The sequence below is a fragment of the Ruegeria sp. CDSB086 genome (assembly GCF_059611065.1).
Genome location: NZ_JBXWOV010000007.1, coordinates 135328 through 149104, shown reverse-complemented (window position 1 = coordinate 149104; position 13777 = coordinate 135328). Strand labels below are relative to the sequence as shown.

The 13777-nt window shown below is 55.2% G+C and carries 14 protein-coding genes; 4 read left to right on the top strand and 10 right to left on the bottom strand.

The window, feature by feature from the left end:
• From AC2FIO_RS15755 to AC2FIO_RS15725, 7 genes are all read right to left on the bottom strand, one after another.
• Positions 1–729, bottom strand: a complete 729-nt coding sequence (locus tag AC2FIO_RS15755) for an SDR family oxidoreductase (protein ID WP_496698789.1) — start codon at positions 727–729, stop codon at positions 1–3.
• Positions 726–2258 (bottom strand): ATP-dependent DNA helicase, encoded by a 1533-nt coding sequence (locus tag AC2FIO_RS15750; protein WP_058278772.1) that lies wholly within the window; start codon positions 2256–2258, stop codon positions 726–728. Before AC2FIO_RS15750 ends, AC2FIO_RS15755 begins: the two co-directional genes overlap by 4 nt.
• A gap of 60 nt (positions 2259–2318) precedes the next feature.
• The gene (locus AC2FIO_RS15745) at positions 2319–2957 is read right to left on the bottom strand and encodes an acyl-homoserine-lactone synthase (protein ID WP_496698787.1); all 639 of its coding nucleotides are present in this window, start codon (positions 2955–2957) and stop codon (positions 2319–2321) included.
• An 84-nt stretch (positions 2958–3041) separates the two neighbouring features.
• Entirely contained in the window at positions 3042–3761 is a 720-nt protein-coding gene (locus tag AC2FIO_RS15740) for a helix-turn-helix transcriptional regulator (protein ID WP_282169795.1), read from the bottom strand.
• Positions 3700–3918 carry a hypothetical protein gene (locus AC2FIO_RS15735; RefSeq protein WP_058278773.1) on the bottom strand — a complete coding sequence of 73 codons (219 nt, stop codon included), beginning with the start codon at positions 3916–3918 and terminating at the stop codon, positions 3700–3702. The genes AC2FIO_RS15740 and AC2FIO_RS15735 overlap by 62 nt, the downstream gene beginning before the upstream one ends.
• Positions 3919–4126: 208 nt before the next feature.
• Complete coding sequence (gene ccrA / locus AC2FIO_RS15730; protein ID WP_058273680.1) at positions 4127–5413, bottom strand: crotonyl-CoA carboxylase/reductase; 1287 nt, start codon at positions 5411–5413, stop codon at positions 4127–4129.
• Between the two features lie 113 nt (positions 5414–5526).
• Positions 5527–6915 (bottom strand): 1-acyl-sn-glycerol-3-phosphate acyltransferase, encoded by a 1389-nt coding sequence (locus tag AC2FIO_RS15725; protein ID WP_496698784.1) that lies wholly within the window; start codon positions 6913–6915, stop codon positions 5527–5529.
• Between the two features lie 144 nt (positions 6916–7059).
• On the opposite strand from AC2FIO_RS15725, the gene AC2FIO_RS15720 reads away from it, so the two are divergent.
• The 3 genes from AC2FIO_RS15720 (at position 7060) to deoD (ending at position 10201) form a co-directional block, all read left to right on the top strand.
• Positions 7060–9027: a methylmalonyl-CoA mutase family protein gene (locus AC2FIO_RS15720; protein ID WP_496698783.1), complete on the top strand. Its 1968-nt coding sequence runs from the start codon at positions 7060–7062 to the stop codon at positions 9025–9027.
• Between the two features lie 124 nt (positions 9028–9151).
• Complete coding sequence (locus AC2FIO_RS15715; RefSeq protein ID WP_058278776.1) at positions 9152–9466, top strand: H-NS histone family protein; 315 nt, start codon at positions 9152–9154, stop codon at positions 9464–9466.
• 24 nt (positions 9467–9490) lie between these two features.
• Positions 9491–10201 carry a purine-nucleoside phosphorylase gene (deoD, locus tag AC2FIO_RS15710; protein ID WP_496698781.1) on the top strand — a complete coding sequence of 237 codons (711 nt, stop codon included), beginning with the start codon at positions 9491–9493 and terminating at the stop codon, positions 10199–10201.
• Between the two features lie 566 nt (positions 10202–10767).
• Here deoD and AC2FIO_RS15705 read toward each other — a convergent pair.
• Entirely contained in the window at positions 10768–11016 is a 249-nt protein-coding gene (locus AC2FIO_RS15705) for a hypothetical protein (protein WP_496698779.1), read from the bottom strand.
• Between the two features lie 88 nt (positions 11017–11104).
• Positions 11105–11884: a succinate dehydrogenase iron-sulfur subunit gene (locus AC2FIO_RS15700; RefSeq protein ID WP_496698778.1), complete on the bottom strand. Its 780-nt coding sequence runs from the start codon at positions 11882–11884 to the stop codon at positions 11105–11107.
• A 163-nt stretch (positions 11885–12047) separates the two neighbouring features.
• Here AC2FIO_RS15700 and AC2FIO_RS15695 point away from each other — a divergent pair, with 163 nt between their 5' ends.
• Entirely contained in the window at positions 12048–13103 is a 1056-nt protein-coding gene (locus tag AC2FIO_RS15695) for a glycosyltransferase family 4 protein (RefSeq protein ID WP_496698776.1), read from the top strand.
• Positions 13104–13116: 13 nt separating this feature from the next.
• Here AC2FIO_RS15695 and AC2FIO_RS15690 read toward each other — a convergent pair whose 3' ends face one another.
• Positions 13117–13773, bottom strand: a complete 657-nt coding sequence (locus AC2FIO_RS15690) for a hypothetical protein (RefSeq protein ID WP_496698774.1) — start codon at positions 13771–13773, stop codon at positions 13117–13119.
• Positions 13774–13777 lie beyond the last annotated feature (4 nt).

Genomic DNA, 13777 nt, shown 5'->3' with positions numbered 1-13777 from the left:
TTACCCACGTCCGATGTAGGGCATCGTCGTGGCCATCACGGTCATGAACTGAACGTTTGCTTCAAGCGGCAGGTTCGCCATGTGCAGGACGGACTGTGCTGCATCTTCGACGGCCATTGTTGGGTCGGGCTGCTGCCCGTCTGCAATGGCCGCATCGACCAGACCCTGCACCATCTGTGTTCGCGCATTGCCGATATCGATCTGCCCGCAAGCGATATTGAAGCCCCGCCCATCCAAAGACAGGCTGCGGGTCAGGCCCGTAATGGCGTGTTTCGTCGCCGAGTAATGCACCGAGTTGGGGCGCGGCACATGGGCGGCAATTGAGCCGTTATTGATGATGCGCCCGCCTTGCGGCGATTGGTGGCGCATGATCCGAAACGCCTCGCGGGCGCACAGAAACATGCCGTTCAGGTTGACGGCGACGCTTTGGTACCAATCGTCCAACGCGATCTCGTCAATCGTTCCCCCCGGCGCGAATATTCCCGCGTTGTTGAACAGAACATCCAAATGGCCCGCCTTACCCTGAAACTCTTCAAAGGCGGCCTCGACCGCTTGTGCATCGGTGACATCCGCGACCAATGGAATTGCGTTTGCGTGCTCCGCAGCCATTTGGTTCAGCCTGTCAGCACTGCGCGCGAAAAGGCCAACCGTCCATCCTTGGGTCAGAAATAATTCAGCCGTAGCGCGCCCTATGCCCGAACTTGCGCCGGTCACAATAATGGAAGTCATGTCTCTTCTGCCTCCAATGTCAGCGAGGCCGCCGGGACAGCGCGCAGGTCGTCCACACGCAGCGGATAGGTCGGCTTGGCAAGCCGGTTGCGCACGACCCAGATCAGCCTTTCCTGCGCGCGTGTGATAGCCACATAGGCCAGTCGTTTCCACAACGGCTGTCCAGCTTCAGTACGGCCCATACGGGCAGCGGCATAGATATCCGGAGCAAACACTTGAACAGTGTTCCACTGCGACCCTTGCGCCTTGTGAATGGTGACCGCTGCGCCATGAAGAAAGGTGGCGCCCATGCGGGCGGCAAAAGGAATAAACGGCTCTTCCTCGTCCGGTTTTTCAATCTTGACGATGGATGCGGCGCTGACCTGAGGGTCTTCGGCACCCATCACGTGCAACCTGGAAAAGCCCGGTTTGCGGCCGGGGCCCAGATAGATGACCTGAGCGCCCTTGATCAGGCCACGCGCCTCAAGATCCAGACGTTTCTTGCGATGTTTAAGGGGCAGTTCAATACCGTCGCAGATTAGCGGTTCACCTTCCAACAATTCGGTATCCGGCGCGCCGTGAACATTCCGAAAAGCCTGAATTAGCCGAATGCGGGTTGCATTGCGCCAGACCAGAACGGGACTGCGGGCCATCAGATCGACCTCGACCCGCTGCCCCCAAACCACACGGTCGTCCTGACGGGCGGTCTGCTCGACCATGCGCTCAAAATCTTCGAACCCCATCTGAGGGTCCGACAGCGCATGGGCAAGGTCCAATATCGGGTTATCCGCATCCTGCCTATGAACTCGGTGAAGGATTTGCTTGCGCGGTTCCGGCAATGCCTCGAACACCATGCTGCCCGACTGATTGACGGGCGCCAACTGTGCCGGGTCACCAAACAGCAGAAGTGTTGGGAAGATTTCTTGCAAGTCTTCGAATTGCCGGTCATCCAGCATCGAGGCTTCGTCCACAAACCCGATGTCCAACGGCTCGTCCCGGCGTTTCCAGCCGGTTATAAAATCGGAGCCCCGTAACCCTGCCGCGGCCAACGCTCCGGGAATGGATTTGTTGTTCTGGTAAAACGCCGCTGCGCGATCCAGCGCCTCGTCGGTCAGGCCTTCGATTTCGGGGCGTTCGTCATTGCCTGCCAGCCATTCGGCGATGCGCTCGTATTCCGGGTCGTAGACAGGCGTATAAAGGATACGGTGGATCGTGGTGGCTGGCACCCCGCGCAGACGCAATACGCTGGCCGCTTTGTTCGTCGGGGCCAAGATCGCCAGACTGCGTTTTTCACGGGCTTTGCGGCTCTCGAAATCGCCGGACACGATCTGAACGCCTGTGTCCGCAATGGCTTTGTAAAGCTCGGCCAGCAGCAGGGTTTTTCCGGACCCCGCCTTGCCAATCACGGCCATCACACCGGACTTACCCGATCCTGGAAGCTTCAGCAGCGCGTCATCGTCAAGGTCAACACCTGCCGACTTCAGCATCTCAGAGATGCTGTCATACGCGGCGGCCTGGTCGTCAGAGTAGGTCACAGAGGGCAAAGACATGGCGCGACCCTACAAGCCCGCGCCAGCTATCACCAGATGTGGAATTCGGTTTTCATCCTGTCACGCTGACAATGCAAACGGGTGTTGCCTGCCAACGCCGAAAGCCGTCTTGAACCACAGCCGCGACAATTCACGCGGGATGCCTGCGCGCTTGGCCACGCGGTTGCAGTCGTCCGCCGAATACGGCCACATCCCGACCGAGATTTGATCACGTCCCTTACCTTCCGTGCCCAGCACGATCGGGGATGATCCGATCAGGCGATAGATGCGAATCATACGCGCATCAAAAACACCCGCAATGTGGGTTAGACCAAACCCCTCCATCATCTCGCCACCGCTAAGCATGATGGCCCCGGCCGTGTGCGGGCTTGCCGTGCGCGACAGGCAAAAGCGCGTCACTTCCCAGATCAAGGGGCTGTTGATTGGTTTGCCGCCCGTCAGGTGTCCGAACACCTCGTTCACCATGACCGAACCGGTCGTCGGCAAAACACGCATGGACCCACCATGGCTGCCATCCGGTTCTTCCCAAATAACATAGATCGGGTTCAGATCATCGTACTGATCCCGCTCTTCCCCCTTTTCGTTGACATGAACATCCCAGCCCAACCGGGTTTTGAATTGATCGGCGCGGTCCCGAAACATCCCCTCGGCCAGTTTTGGATATTTGTGCAATTCGTCAGCATAGACATAACGCAACATGACTCTTTTCCCCTTGTCGTCCTGTGCAAGAACGAAGGGGGTACAAAGTCGTGGTTAATTTCCGGTTTTTAGTGCGCGCGCGCCTTAAACCACTATTAACCCTCGGCTCAAGGCCGTTGCGATAGCATGAGTTGTGTTTTGCGCACCCAACTTGGCGCGTGCGCTTTCGATATAGACCCTCAGCGTGTGTTCCGAGATCGACAAGGAATGAGCGACCTGTGCCCTGCTATAACCCAGGGCGAGCAAGGTCATGGCGTCCACTTCACGCGGCGACAATCCGCGTGAAGATTCGGGCTGACGGTCACTTTCAAACTCCAGCGCCTTCCGGTTGAAGTAATGCGCGATCAGGATCAACTCACGCCCATGCGTTTCGATGAATCTCTGCCAGGTTTCATCATCACAGGTGTGGTTGACAGTAAACAAGGCGAATTGACCATTCGGCCCACGGATCGGAATGGAATAACCTTGATTGCCAACGCCGTGCTCTAATGCATCCTTCAAAAATGTCTTGGCAACCTTGCCCGACCAATCCAGCGTCTTCCAGTCCACCGGATGAAACCGTTGGAAACTGCCCAGTATGACCGGATCGATTCTATGATAGTTACGCTCGCGGTACCGTTCGGCCCAGACGTCGGGATAGGTGGTATAGCCGTATTGATCACCGGCCCCGTCGACCCAATGGTAAATCAGGTTTTCAATCTGCAGCCTGTCCCGCAGGCGAATGGCGACTTCGCTTAGTTCGTCAAGCGAGCTGGTGTTTTCCAAGTCCTCCAGAACCTGGCTCATATCGAGTTTTGTTGCCATCCGCTGGTGCTCGAACCTCATTCTTTCTGGACGAGATTTCGGCTGCGGCGATCAGCTTGGTGTCATCCAACTGCTCGGCAAGCGCGGTCAAACCGTTTTCAACAGCAAAGGCGCTGAGGTCCGACAGTACGTCCAGTATCCACTCATTTTGCGCCATCAGCGTCTCTCCGAAACGGTTAACGAAGGGTTAACACAACCATAGCATGAGGAAGTTTTTTTAGCCTATTCACTGATTTCTACTCCCCAAAAACAGCGGGGCATTTTCGATTAAGCCTTTGAAAAGGCTGATACCACCGCCCAAAAGAGAAACACCCGCGAGCCGGAAAACCGATTCGCGGGTGTTTTGGATTTTGTCTGAGACGAACTTAGTCGCGTGCGGCCAGAACCTCTTCCAAGGTGCGCATCCCGGTCTGTGGAGCCTGAACCAGCACCGACATGTTGCCCGGCTTATGCTCGTTCCGCAGCATCTTCATGTGCGCCTCGGGCAGATCATTCCAGGTGAACACTTCGGACATGCAGGGATCCAATCGACGCTCGACCATCAGCTGGTTTGCTGCGGCCGCCTGTTTCAGGTGAGCAAAGTGCGAACCCTGCAGACGCTTCTGGTGCATCCACATGTAGCGCACGTCAAAGGTCAGGTTATAGCCGGTTGTACCGGCACAGATTACAACCATACCGCCTTTTTTAACGACGAAGGTCGAAACCGGGAAGGTGCTTTCGCCGGGGTGCTCGAACACCATGTCGACGTTGTTGCCTTTACCGGTGATGTCCCAAATGGCTTTGCCGAACTTGCGGGCCTCTTTGAACCACTCGGCATATTCGGGTGTGTTGACCGTCGGCAGCTGACCCCAGCAGTTGAAGTCCTTGCGGTTTAGAACGCCCTTGGCACCCAGACCCATCACAAAGTCGCGCTTGCTTTCGTCCGAGATCACACCGATGGCGTTTGCACCTGCGGTATTGATCAGCTGGATCGCATAAGACCCCAGGCCACCCGACGCACCCCAAACCAGAACGTTCTGACCCGGCTTCAAGTCATGCGGCTCGTGACCGAACAGCATCCGGTAGGCGGTTGCCAGTGTCAGCGTATAGCAGGCGCTTTCTTCCCAAGTCAGGTGCTTGGGACGCGGCATCAACTGTTGAGCCTGAACATTTGTGAACTGCGCGAACGAACCGTCCGGAGTTTCATAGCCCCAAATCCGCTGGCTATCCGAATACATCGGGTCGCCACCATTACAATGCTCGTCGTCGCCGTCATCCTGATTGCAGTGGATGACAACTTCATCACCGACTTTCCAGCGGGTGACTTTTGAACCAACTGCCCAAACGATGCCAGACGCATCCGAACCAGCAATGTGATAAGGTGCCTTATGGCCGTCAAAAGGCGAGATCGGCTTGCCCAGCGAGGCCCAGACGCCGTTGTAGTTGACGCCTGCAGCCATGACCAGAACCAGCACTTCGTGACTGTCCAGCACGGGGACGTCTACGACTTCCTGAATCATCGCGGTGTCCGGGTCGCCGTGGCGCTCCTTGCGGATCGCCCATGCATACATTTTCTTGGGCACAAAACCCATCGGAGGGATTTCACCCATCTCATAGAGGTCTTTTTCCGGTGCCTCGTACGACGCGATGCCGCTGTCGGTGTCCAGAGCCATGTTGGCCTCCTTCAGTTCTAAACCTTTGCCGCGATGCAGAATCGCGTGCATTAACCGATGGAATATTGGCCTTTAGGAAATAATGCAACCGAAATCGGTGCCATTTTGTAACTTTATGACCCAGCGGATGCAGAAATTTCTTTCGCATCTGCAGCATTTCCCTCGTCTGGTCCCATCGGAACCGAGGCTGCATAATACTCCAGAAGATCAACCCTTTGACCGGACAGGCATATTTTTCCGTCACTGCGCCTGAGAATTCGCCGTTCGACCAACTGATCAATCGCGGCTTCAACCGATGTCTGGTTCTCTTGGTCCGTCATTCCATTGCGACGCATGAGCTCGACAATCACCTGAACGGCATCGGCCTCCGACATCTCTTTATGCTTTTGCATTAGCCAACACGCGGCGGGTACCGGGACCAGCGGGATGGCAGCGCGGAGTCGCGTCATCAGGTCACGCGCCAAATCGGTCATCAGATCGCGCTGATGATCTGCCCGAAACGCCCGCAAGGAAACGGGCTGACCATATCGGACCGAGGCTAGGCCAAATCGTTTGTAGCGCCCGATCACGCGCCGCCAGAGTTGTTTGAGGATCCATCTGGTGATTACACCGATCCGCGCGCGAAACCGTCGTTCATTGCCTAATGCGGCACGCGTCAGAACAGTATCTTCGAGCACACGATCATAGTTCAGCGCCACGGGGACGAATACAACATCGCGGCCCTCTTCCGAGGTCCCGTCAATAATATATTTGAGCAAACCCAGCTTTGGACGACCCAGGGCACCAGTCAGACTTAACCCACCTTCGGGGAACATGGCCTGCGTCACTCCTGCCGCGGTCGCGTGGCGCACATAACAGGACAGCACCTGACGATAGAGATCATTGCCGGACTTTCGCCGGATAAAATAAGCCCCCATCGCACGGATCAGACGGCTAAGGGGCCAGACACGGGCCCATTCACCCACCGCATAAGAAAGGGCCGAATGTTGCGCTGCGAGGTAGGTAACGAGCACATAGTCCATATTGCTGCGATGATTCATGACGAAAACCACCGTGGCGTCGGGGTCGATGTTTTCGACAGCGTCTTCGTCCTGATAGCTAAGCTGCACATGATAAAACGCATTGCTCAGCAAACGAGCCAGACGAATCGCAATGCTGAAATAGGCAACGGCTGAAAACGAGGGAACGATCTCACGCGCGTATCGCTGCGCTTGCTCGAACGCCACAGCATCGGGGACACCCGTTTCGCGTGCGTGATCCTGAACGGCCTGACCAACCTGCGGGTCATAGATCAGGCGCTGAATCATATCGTGACGGTGTGCCAACTTGAACGGCTGGATCGGCCGCTTCAGGCGCGTGTTCAATCGTTTCACCGCTCGTTCGAGTCGACGCCTGAAAAACCACCGCACCGACGGGAACAGAAAATGTGATGCCAAAGTGACCACGGCAAACACCAGGATCAGCAAAAAAAGCCAAAGCGGAAGTTCCACGGTCTGAGTCATGCGTGCACCCTGCCACCAAACGCTGCGTCCTACAATCTGAAGAACCTATTATGCCGCGACGCAGCGAATTGACATGTCCCGAAAATTGCGCTTTAGAGGCCAGGAACGTAATTTTCTTGCCCAACCGATACGCGAGGTCCAGCTATGACGCAGACGCAGAAAGATCGCCCCTGGCTCATCCGAACCTATGCCGGTCATTCCACCGCCAAAGCGTCGAATGCGTTGTATCGCGGGAACCTGGCAAAAGGCCAGACGGGCCTGTCGGTGGCCTTCGATCTGCCCACGCAGACCGGATATGACAGCGATCATACGCTCGCGCGCGGCGAAGTGGGCAAGGTTGGCGTACCCGTCGGCCACTTGGGAGATATGCGGGTTCTGTTCGACCAGATTCCGCTGGAACAGATGAACACTTCGATGACGATCAACGCGACAGCGCCTTGGCTGCTTGCGCTTTACATCGCTGTGGCCGAGGAACAAGGCGCAGATATCTCCAAACTTCAGGGCACGGTACAAAACGACCTGATCAAGGAATACCTGAGCCGCGGCACCTATGTCTGCCCGCCCAAACCGTCGCTCAAGATGATCGCTGACGTGGCCGAGTATTGTTATACCAACGTGCCGAAATGGAACCCGATGAACGTGTGTTCCTATCACCTGCAAGAAGCCGGCGCGACACCGGAGCAAGAGCTGTCTTATGCGCTGGCCACCGCCATCGCCGTTCTGGACGAACTGCGCCCTCGTGTTCCCGCCGAGGATTTCCCGGCACTTTGCGGACGGATTTCGTTCTTTGTTAACGCAGGTATCCGCTTTGTCACTGAAATGTGCAAAATGCGCGCTTTCGTCGATCTTTGGGACGAAATCCTGCGCGACCGCTACGGCGTAGAGAACCCGAAATTCCGCCGATTCCGGTATGGCGTTCAGGTCAACTCGCTCGGTTTGACCGAGCAGCAGCCTGAAAACAACGTCTACCGCATCCTGATCGAGATGCTGGCCGTGACTCTTTCGAAAAAAGCCCGCGCCCGCGCAGTTCAGCTGCCTGCTTGGAACGAGGCACTGGGCCTGCCCCGCCCCTGGGATCAGCAGTGGTCCATGCGGATGCAACAGATTCTGGCCTATGAGACCGACCTTCTGGAATATGGTGACCTGTTCGATGGCAACCCCGCCGTGGACGCGAAGGTTGAAGAATTGAAACAGGGCGCACGCGCCGAACTGGCCAATCTGGATTCGATGGGCGGTGCGGTTGCGTCGATCGAATACATGAAGTCACGGCTTGTTGATTCAAACGCTGAACGCCTGAACCGCATTGAACGGAACGAAACTGTCGTTGTCGGTGTGAACAAGTGGATCGAAGGCGAACCCTCGCCCCTGCAGACCAAAGATGGCGGCATCATGGTCGTTGATCCCGCAGTCGAACAAGAACAAATCGCGCGCCTGAATGAATGGCGGCAAGATCGCGATGACACAGCTGTCGCGGCGGCTCTGGCCGCGCTACGCGAAGCGGCGCAAAACGGCACCAACGTCATGGAGCCCTCAATCGCAGCTGCCAAGGCTGGTGTAACCACCGGTGAGTGGGCCGAAGAAATGCGCAAAGTCTACGGTACCTATCGTGGGCCCACGGGCGTTTCGGGCTCGGTCTCGAACAAAACAGAGGGCTTGGAAGATCTGCGGGCCGCAGTGGATGCGGTCAGCGACAAGCTTGGCCGTCGCCTGAAATTCCTGGTCGGAAAACCCGGCCTGGACGGTCATTCGAACGGTGCGGAACAGATCGCATTCCGCGCACGTGATTGCGGTATGGAAATCAGTTACGAAGGTATCCGCCTGACGCCAGAGGAAATCGTAACTGCCGCAGTGGATGACGACGCACATGTCATCGGTCTGTCAATTCTTTCCGGCAGCCACATTCCGCTTGTGCAGGACGTCATGAACCGACTGCGCGAGGCCGGGCTGGATCATATTCCGGTGATTGTTGGTGGCATCATCCCCGATGACGATGCCGCAAAGCTCACTGCGATGGGCGTCGCAAAGATCTATACGCCCAAGAATTTTGAGCTGAATGCAATCATGGGCGATATCGTCACCCTGGTAGATCCGCAAACCCTCGCTGCTGAGTAATATCTGCCAATTTCGCCAATTCCTCTTCTATCCCCTGAACAAAAGGGGATAGATAATTTATTTCTTTGGAATTACGGTGTGCCATCGGGGACAGCGGTAATGACTAACTCCTGGGAGAGGGTGAATGTCGGGGACAAATCTGGAAAAAATGTCGCGTAAAGAACTACTCGAATTGCGCGAAAAGGTCGAAAAAGCACTAATCGACGCGGAAAAGCGCGAACGGAAAGAGGCGTTAAAAGCCGCTGAAAAAGCCGCTGCAGAATTTGGATTTTCATTGTCAGAATTGGCAAAAGACAACCCGACTTCCGGAAAAATTGCAAAAGCAAAATACAGAAATCCTGCAGATCCAAAACAAACATGGTCGGGTCGCGGCCGAAAACCGCAATGGCTTCATGACGCATTGAAATCCGGGGCGGATATCTCGGATCTGGAAATCTAATATCTAATTGGAACTGATCCCAAAATGACCATTCATATTGGAGCCCAAAAAGGCGACATCGCAGAAACGGTTCTTCTTCCTGGCGATCCTTATCGCGCAAAATGGGCGGCCGCAACGTTTTTGGACGATGTGAAGCAAGTCAATGACGTTCGCGGTATGCTGGGCTTTACCGGAAGCTGGAAAGGCAACCCTGTCACCATTCAGGGCAGCGGTATGGGCATGCCGTCCTTGTCGATTTACGTCAACGAATTGATCCGGGACTACGGGGCCAAAACGCTGATCCGCATCGGCTCCTGCGGGGGAATGCAGGACAGCGTGAATGTCCGTGATGTGATCCTTGCGATGACCTCGACCACGCTTAGCTCACCGTCACGCGGCATCATGAAAGAGCTGAACTTTGCACCCTGCGCTGATTGGGGGCTGCTTCAGGCGGCGGCTCAGGCGGCAGCGGCCAAAGGCACGCCAACCCATGTTGGTGGCATCTACTCGTCGGACGTTTTCTATGACGAACGCCCAGATCTGAACGAACAGATGGTGCGGCACGGTATTCTCGGGGTCGAGATGGAAGCTGCTGAGCTGTACATTCTGGCCGCGCGCCACAAATGCCGGGCATTGGCTGTTCTAACCGTTTCCGACCACTTGCTGACCGGCGAAGCTTTGCCCTCAGCTGATCGCGAAAGCAGTTTTGGCGATATGGTTGAAATCGCACTACAGGCGGCATTTCCGGCGGCGTAAATGCAAACATGCAGGGTGGGAAACCGCCCTGCTTATGCCGCTATTGCCCCTTCAGGCATTGAGTTGGAGCGTCGCCTCCCTGCTGCTGAGCGCCACAAAATGCACACACCCAAACGCCTTCTTTGCGGTGCTGCCGCCAGCGGCAGTCCCGGCTCAAGGATGAGGTGCGCGATCGCCACAGGAAATAGGCAAATACTCCGCCTGCCAGAATAAGAAGCAAAATGGGCATGCCAATGCATGGCCCATTTTTCCCACTGGTGGCAAGCCCACAGTTGTCGGTTCAGGCGGCGTTAGCGTATTCGAACAAATCTGGGATGCGGTCATTTACGGGATTCACAGGTTCCGTAGTGTAATAGGACCACGCTTGTTCCAACGTTTTTAGAGCCTCTGATTTTGTGTTCTGTTTTTCTTCCATCGGAGAGATCCTGTTCTAATTCAGCACTCCTCCCTGATTGAAAAATAGACAGACGCGCCGACAGATTCACCGCATTTTTTTGCAGTTTCGGTATGCCCTGAACGCAACTAAGGCTGGCATTTGCATCTGCCAACCCTGGGCTTGATGCCGGTTACGCCGCCATGCAGGCATTCGCTTTGGCGGCCTGAGCCTCGCTTACGCCATCACCTGGAACAAATACTTCAGCCTGCTTGCCACCCTGCAGTTCGTATTGCGTCGTAAACGAACCACTAATCCCCGCCTGCCCGGCGCATTCCACTTGCTTGAATACAAAATCCGCCCGATTGCTGCTCGATCCACCACAGGCCGAAAGAGCCGTGATCGCGGCGACAGACAAAACCTTAGTAAGTGTTTGAGTCATTGATGTTCTCCGAATTTTCAATACTCGCAGAACACGAAAAAACCCGGAAAGTTACCATCCCGGGTGTCATAATTTCTTTCGGCTGTGTTCAAACTGCGCGGTCAACCATCATCTTTTTGATTTCGGCAATCGCCTTGGCCGGGTTCAGACCCTTCGGACAGGTCTTGGCGCAATTCATGATCGTGTGGCAGCGATACAGTTTGAACGGGTCTTCCAACTCATCCAAACGTTCACCAGTGGCTTCGTCACGGCTGTCGATGATCCAGCGATACGCATGCAAAAGCGCAGCGGGCCCAAGGTAGCGATCCCCGTTCCACCAATAGCTGGGGCACGAGGTCGAGCAGCTGGCGCACATCACGCATTCATACAACCCATCAAGTTTTTTGCGGTCTTCGATGGATTGCTTCCACTCTTTCGCAGGACGGTTGGTCTTGGTTTCCAGCCACGGCATGATGCTTGCATGCTGCGCGTAGAAATGCGTTAGGTCAGGGATCAGGTCCTTGACGACCGGCATATGCGGCAGCGGATAAATCTTAACGTCACCCTTGATTTCATCCATGCCGTAAATACAGGCCAGCGTGTTGATCCCGTCGATATTCATCGCGCAGGAACCGCAGATACCTTCGCGGCAGGACCGGCGGAAGGTCAGCGTCGGGTCGATTTCATTCTTGATCTTGATCAGCGCGTCCAGAACCATCGGGCCGCAGTTGTCCATATCGACAAAATAGGTGTCTACACGTGGATTTTGACCGTCATCCGGGTTCCAGCGATAGATCTGGAATTTACGAACATTGGCCGCGCCTTCAGGCTTTGGCCAAGTTTTACCTGTAGTAATCCGAGAGTTCTTTGGCAGGGTGAGTTGTACCATTTCCGACCTCGCTAAAATCCTGCGTATAGATATACTCGGCGGGCCGGAAAGCCAACCTTTTAACCTTGAAAACACCCAAGAAAATTGGGCAAGTTCACCACAAAATTCCCGCGGCGCACAAGGATCGTGCCGCTGAAGAAACGAGTTGAGTTCAGGACAGCGCATGTCGATTAATGTCGTCAACATACCTTACGGCAATAAGAACCCCTACCAGAACATGCTGTATTCGGCCTGTAAGCCAGAGTTCTGCTTGATTGCTTCCAGAAGCGCTCCTTTGTCCGCGTTTGCAAAGGCTGATTTTCAACCCGATCAAAGCATCATTCATATTCATTGGGACGACCGGTTGTTCCCCAAGCCGGAAACGGAAGCGCAGGCTTCTGATTTTCGGTCTACCTGTGACGGCATGAGACAATACCAGGCCAATGGCGGGCGCGTGATCTGGACCATTCACAATCAGTTCGCGCATTCCGAAGGAGTCAAGACAGATTACTTCCGCAATAACCGCCGGGAATTAGCGGAAATTGTCGACCTGATTCACGTTCACACGCCCCATGCCCGGCAACATATGATTGATGAATATGGCACTGACCCAGATAAACTGCGCCTCATTCCGCATCCGAGCTATCTTGGTGTTTACGAACCGTCAGAGCAAACGTTGAAACGCCCCCTTCCCCTACGCGAGCGCACCCATTTCTTAAGCTTTGGAACAATGCGGGGCAGCCGTGAATTGGAACGGTTGGAAGATGCCGCAAAAAAAATGACCAATCGTGGTCACGACTTTCAGGTATCAGTCGTCGGGCGGGTGTATCCGTCCGGCCGCCGCCTGATGCGCCGCATGCGATCAAACCGAAATACTACGGTTATTCCAGATCGAATTCCTGATTCCGAAATAGCCCAAGTGTTCTCAAATGCGCATGCATACATGCTGCCGTCGACGACCACTTTTACCTCGGGAACGGCAATGCTGGCGCAGACCTATGGCTTGCCGATTATCGGCCCCGACATTGATGCGCACAAGCATACTACACCGGAGGCCTGTCATGATCTGCTCTATCCCGCGCGGAACCCAAGAGGCCTGATCCGCATGATGATGCGTGTGCTCAGCATGTCCGATGAGGAACTGGCCGAAAAACGTCAGGCCTGTCTCGACTTTGCGGTTGAACGCAGCCCGCACCGAATATCCGGCGACCTAAAACGCGCGTTGATTGAACTGACCTAGATGCGATCACCTGTTACACAATACCCGTCGTTCGCGCGGCAAAAACCGCGATTTCATCCAAAACTGCTTGGGGCGTCCTTCTGGTAAAAGTCTTGAAGATTGTTTCGTGCTCACCTTCGGTGGGCACACGCCGGACAAATCCCCATTCCTGCCGGTCAATTGCCCAGCTTTCGATTCCATTTTCGTACAGCCAACGCGCATAGCGGACATCCACGAATTTCTGGCTGTCTTTCATGAATTCATACGGAGCGACGTTCTTACCCATCGCGACCATGCCACATGTTGCAAGTTGATCAACGCGCTGCATCCGGCGCAATGGTTGGCCGCCCTTGACCACATCTCGTTGCCGATGGCTGGTCGGAGCCTTGTCAGTGTAGGTCGACGCGTGTGTTCCAAAAACCACTTTCTCCGGCCCCTTTTCCTCGAGCCGCTGAACCATGTGCTTTACGAAAATTTCGCTATAGATCAGATCATCATCGACGAAGAAAACGATGTCGTCGGGGTCGGGTGTCGTGAAGAACTTACCGACATCCTTCTGATCCTCTTCCGGTACAAAGGCGTTTATCTTGGGGTTGTCTCTAAACTCCGTCGGAACTTCACCCCATTCGTTCAGGCACAGGTACAGCGCGTCCACCTGATCGATGATCGACTGCACGGCAAGGGGTAACATTTTT

What these genes read in the sequence shown, in the direction of transcription:
- AC2FIO_RS15715 (WP_058278776.1), top strand. Translation starts at nt 9,152, where the DNA reads ATGTCGGGGACAAATCTGGAAAAAATGTCGCGTAAAGAACTACTCGAA.
- AC2FIO_RS15750 (WP_058278772.1), bottom strand. Translation starts at nt 2,258, where the DNA reads ATGTCTTTGCCCTCTGTGACCTACTCTGACGACCAGGCCGCCGCGTAT.
- AC2FIO_RS15740 (WP_282169795.1), bottom strand. Translation starts at nt 3,761, where the DNA reads ATGGCAACAAAACTCGATATGAGCCAGGTTCTGGAGGACTTGGAAAAC.
- AC2FIO_RS15735 (WP_058278773.1), bottom strand. Translation starts at nt 3,918, where the DNA reads ATGGCGCAAAATGAGTGGATACTGGACGTACTGTCGGACCTCAGCGCC.
- AC2FIO_RS15705 (WP_496698779.1), bottom strand. Translation starts at nt 11,016, where the DNA reads ATGACTCAAACACTTACTAAGGTTTTGTCTGTCGCCGCGATCACGGCT.
- AC2FIO_RS15700 (WP_496698778.1), bottom strand. Translation starts at nt 11,884, where the DNA reads ATGGTACAACTCACCCTGCCAAAGAACTCTCGGATTACTACAGGTAAA.
- deoD (WP_496698781.1), top strand. Translation starts at nt 9,491, where the DNA reads ATGACCATTCATATTGGAGCCCAAAAAGGCGACATCGCAGAAACGGTT.
- ccrA (WP_058273680.1), bottom strand. Translation starts at nt 5,413, where the DNA reads ATGGCTCTGGACACCGACAGCGGCATCGCGTCGTACGAGGCACCGGAA.
- AC2FIO_RS15745 (WP_496698787.1), bottom strand. Translation starts at nt 2,957, where the DNA reads ATGTTGCGTTATGTCTATGCTGACGAATTGCACAAATATCCAAAACTG.
- AC2FIO_RS15725 (WP_496698784.1), bottom strand. Translation starts at nt 6,915, where the DNA reads ATGACTCAGACCGTGGAACTTCCGCTTTGGCTTTTTTTGCTGATCCTG.
- AC2FIO_RS15695 (WP_496698776.1), top strand. Translation starts at nt 12,048, where the DNA reads ATGTCGATTAATGTCGTCAACATACCTTACGGCAATAAGAACCCCTAC.
- AC2FIO_RS15690 (WP_496698774.1), bottom strand. Translation starts at nt 13,773, where the DNA reads ATGTTACCCCTTGCCGTGCAGTCGATCATCGATCAGGTGGACGCGCTG.
- AC2FIO_RS15720 (WP_496698783.1), top strand. Translation starts at nt 7,060, where the DNA reads ATGACGCAGACGCAGAAAGATCGCCCCTGGCTCATCCGAACCTATGCC.
- AC2FIO_RS15755 (WP_496698789.1), bottom strand. Translation starts at nt 729, where the DNA reads ATGACTTCCATTATTGTGACCGGCGCAAGTTCGGGCATAGGGCGCGCT.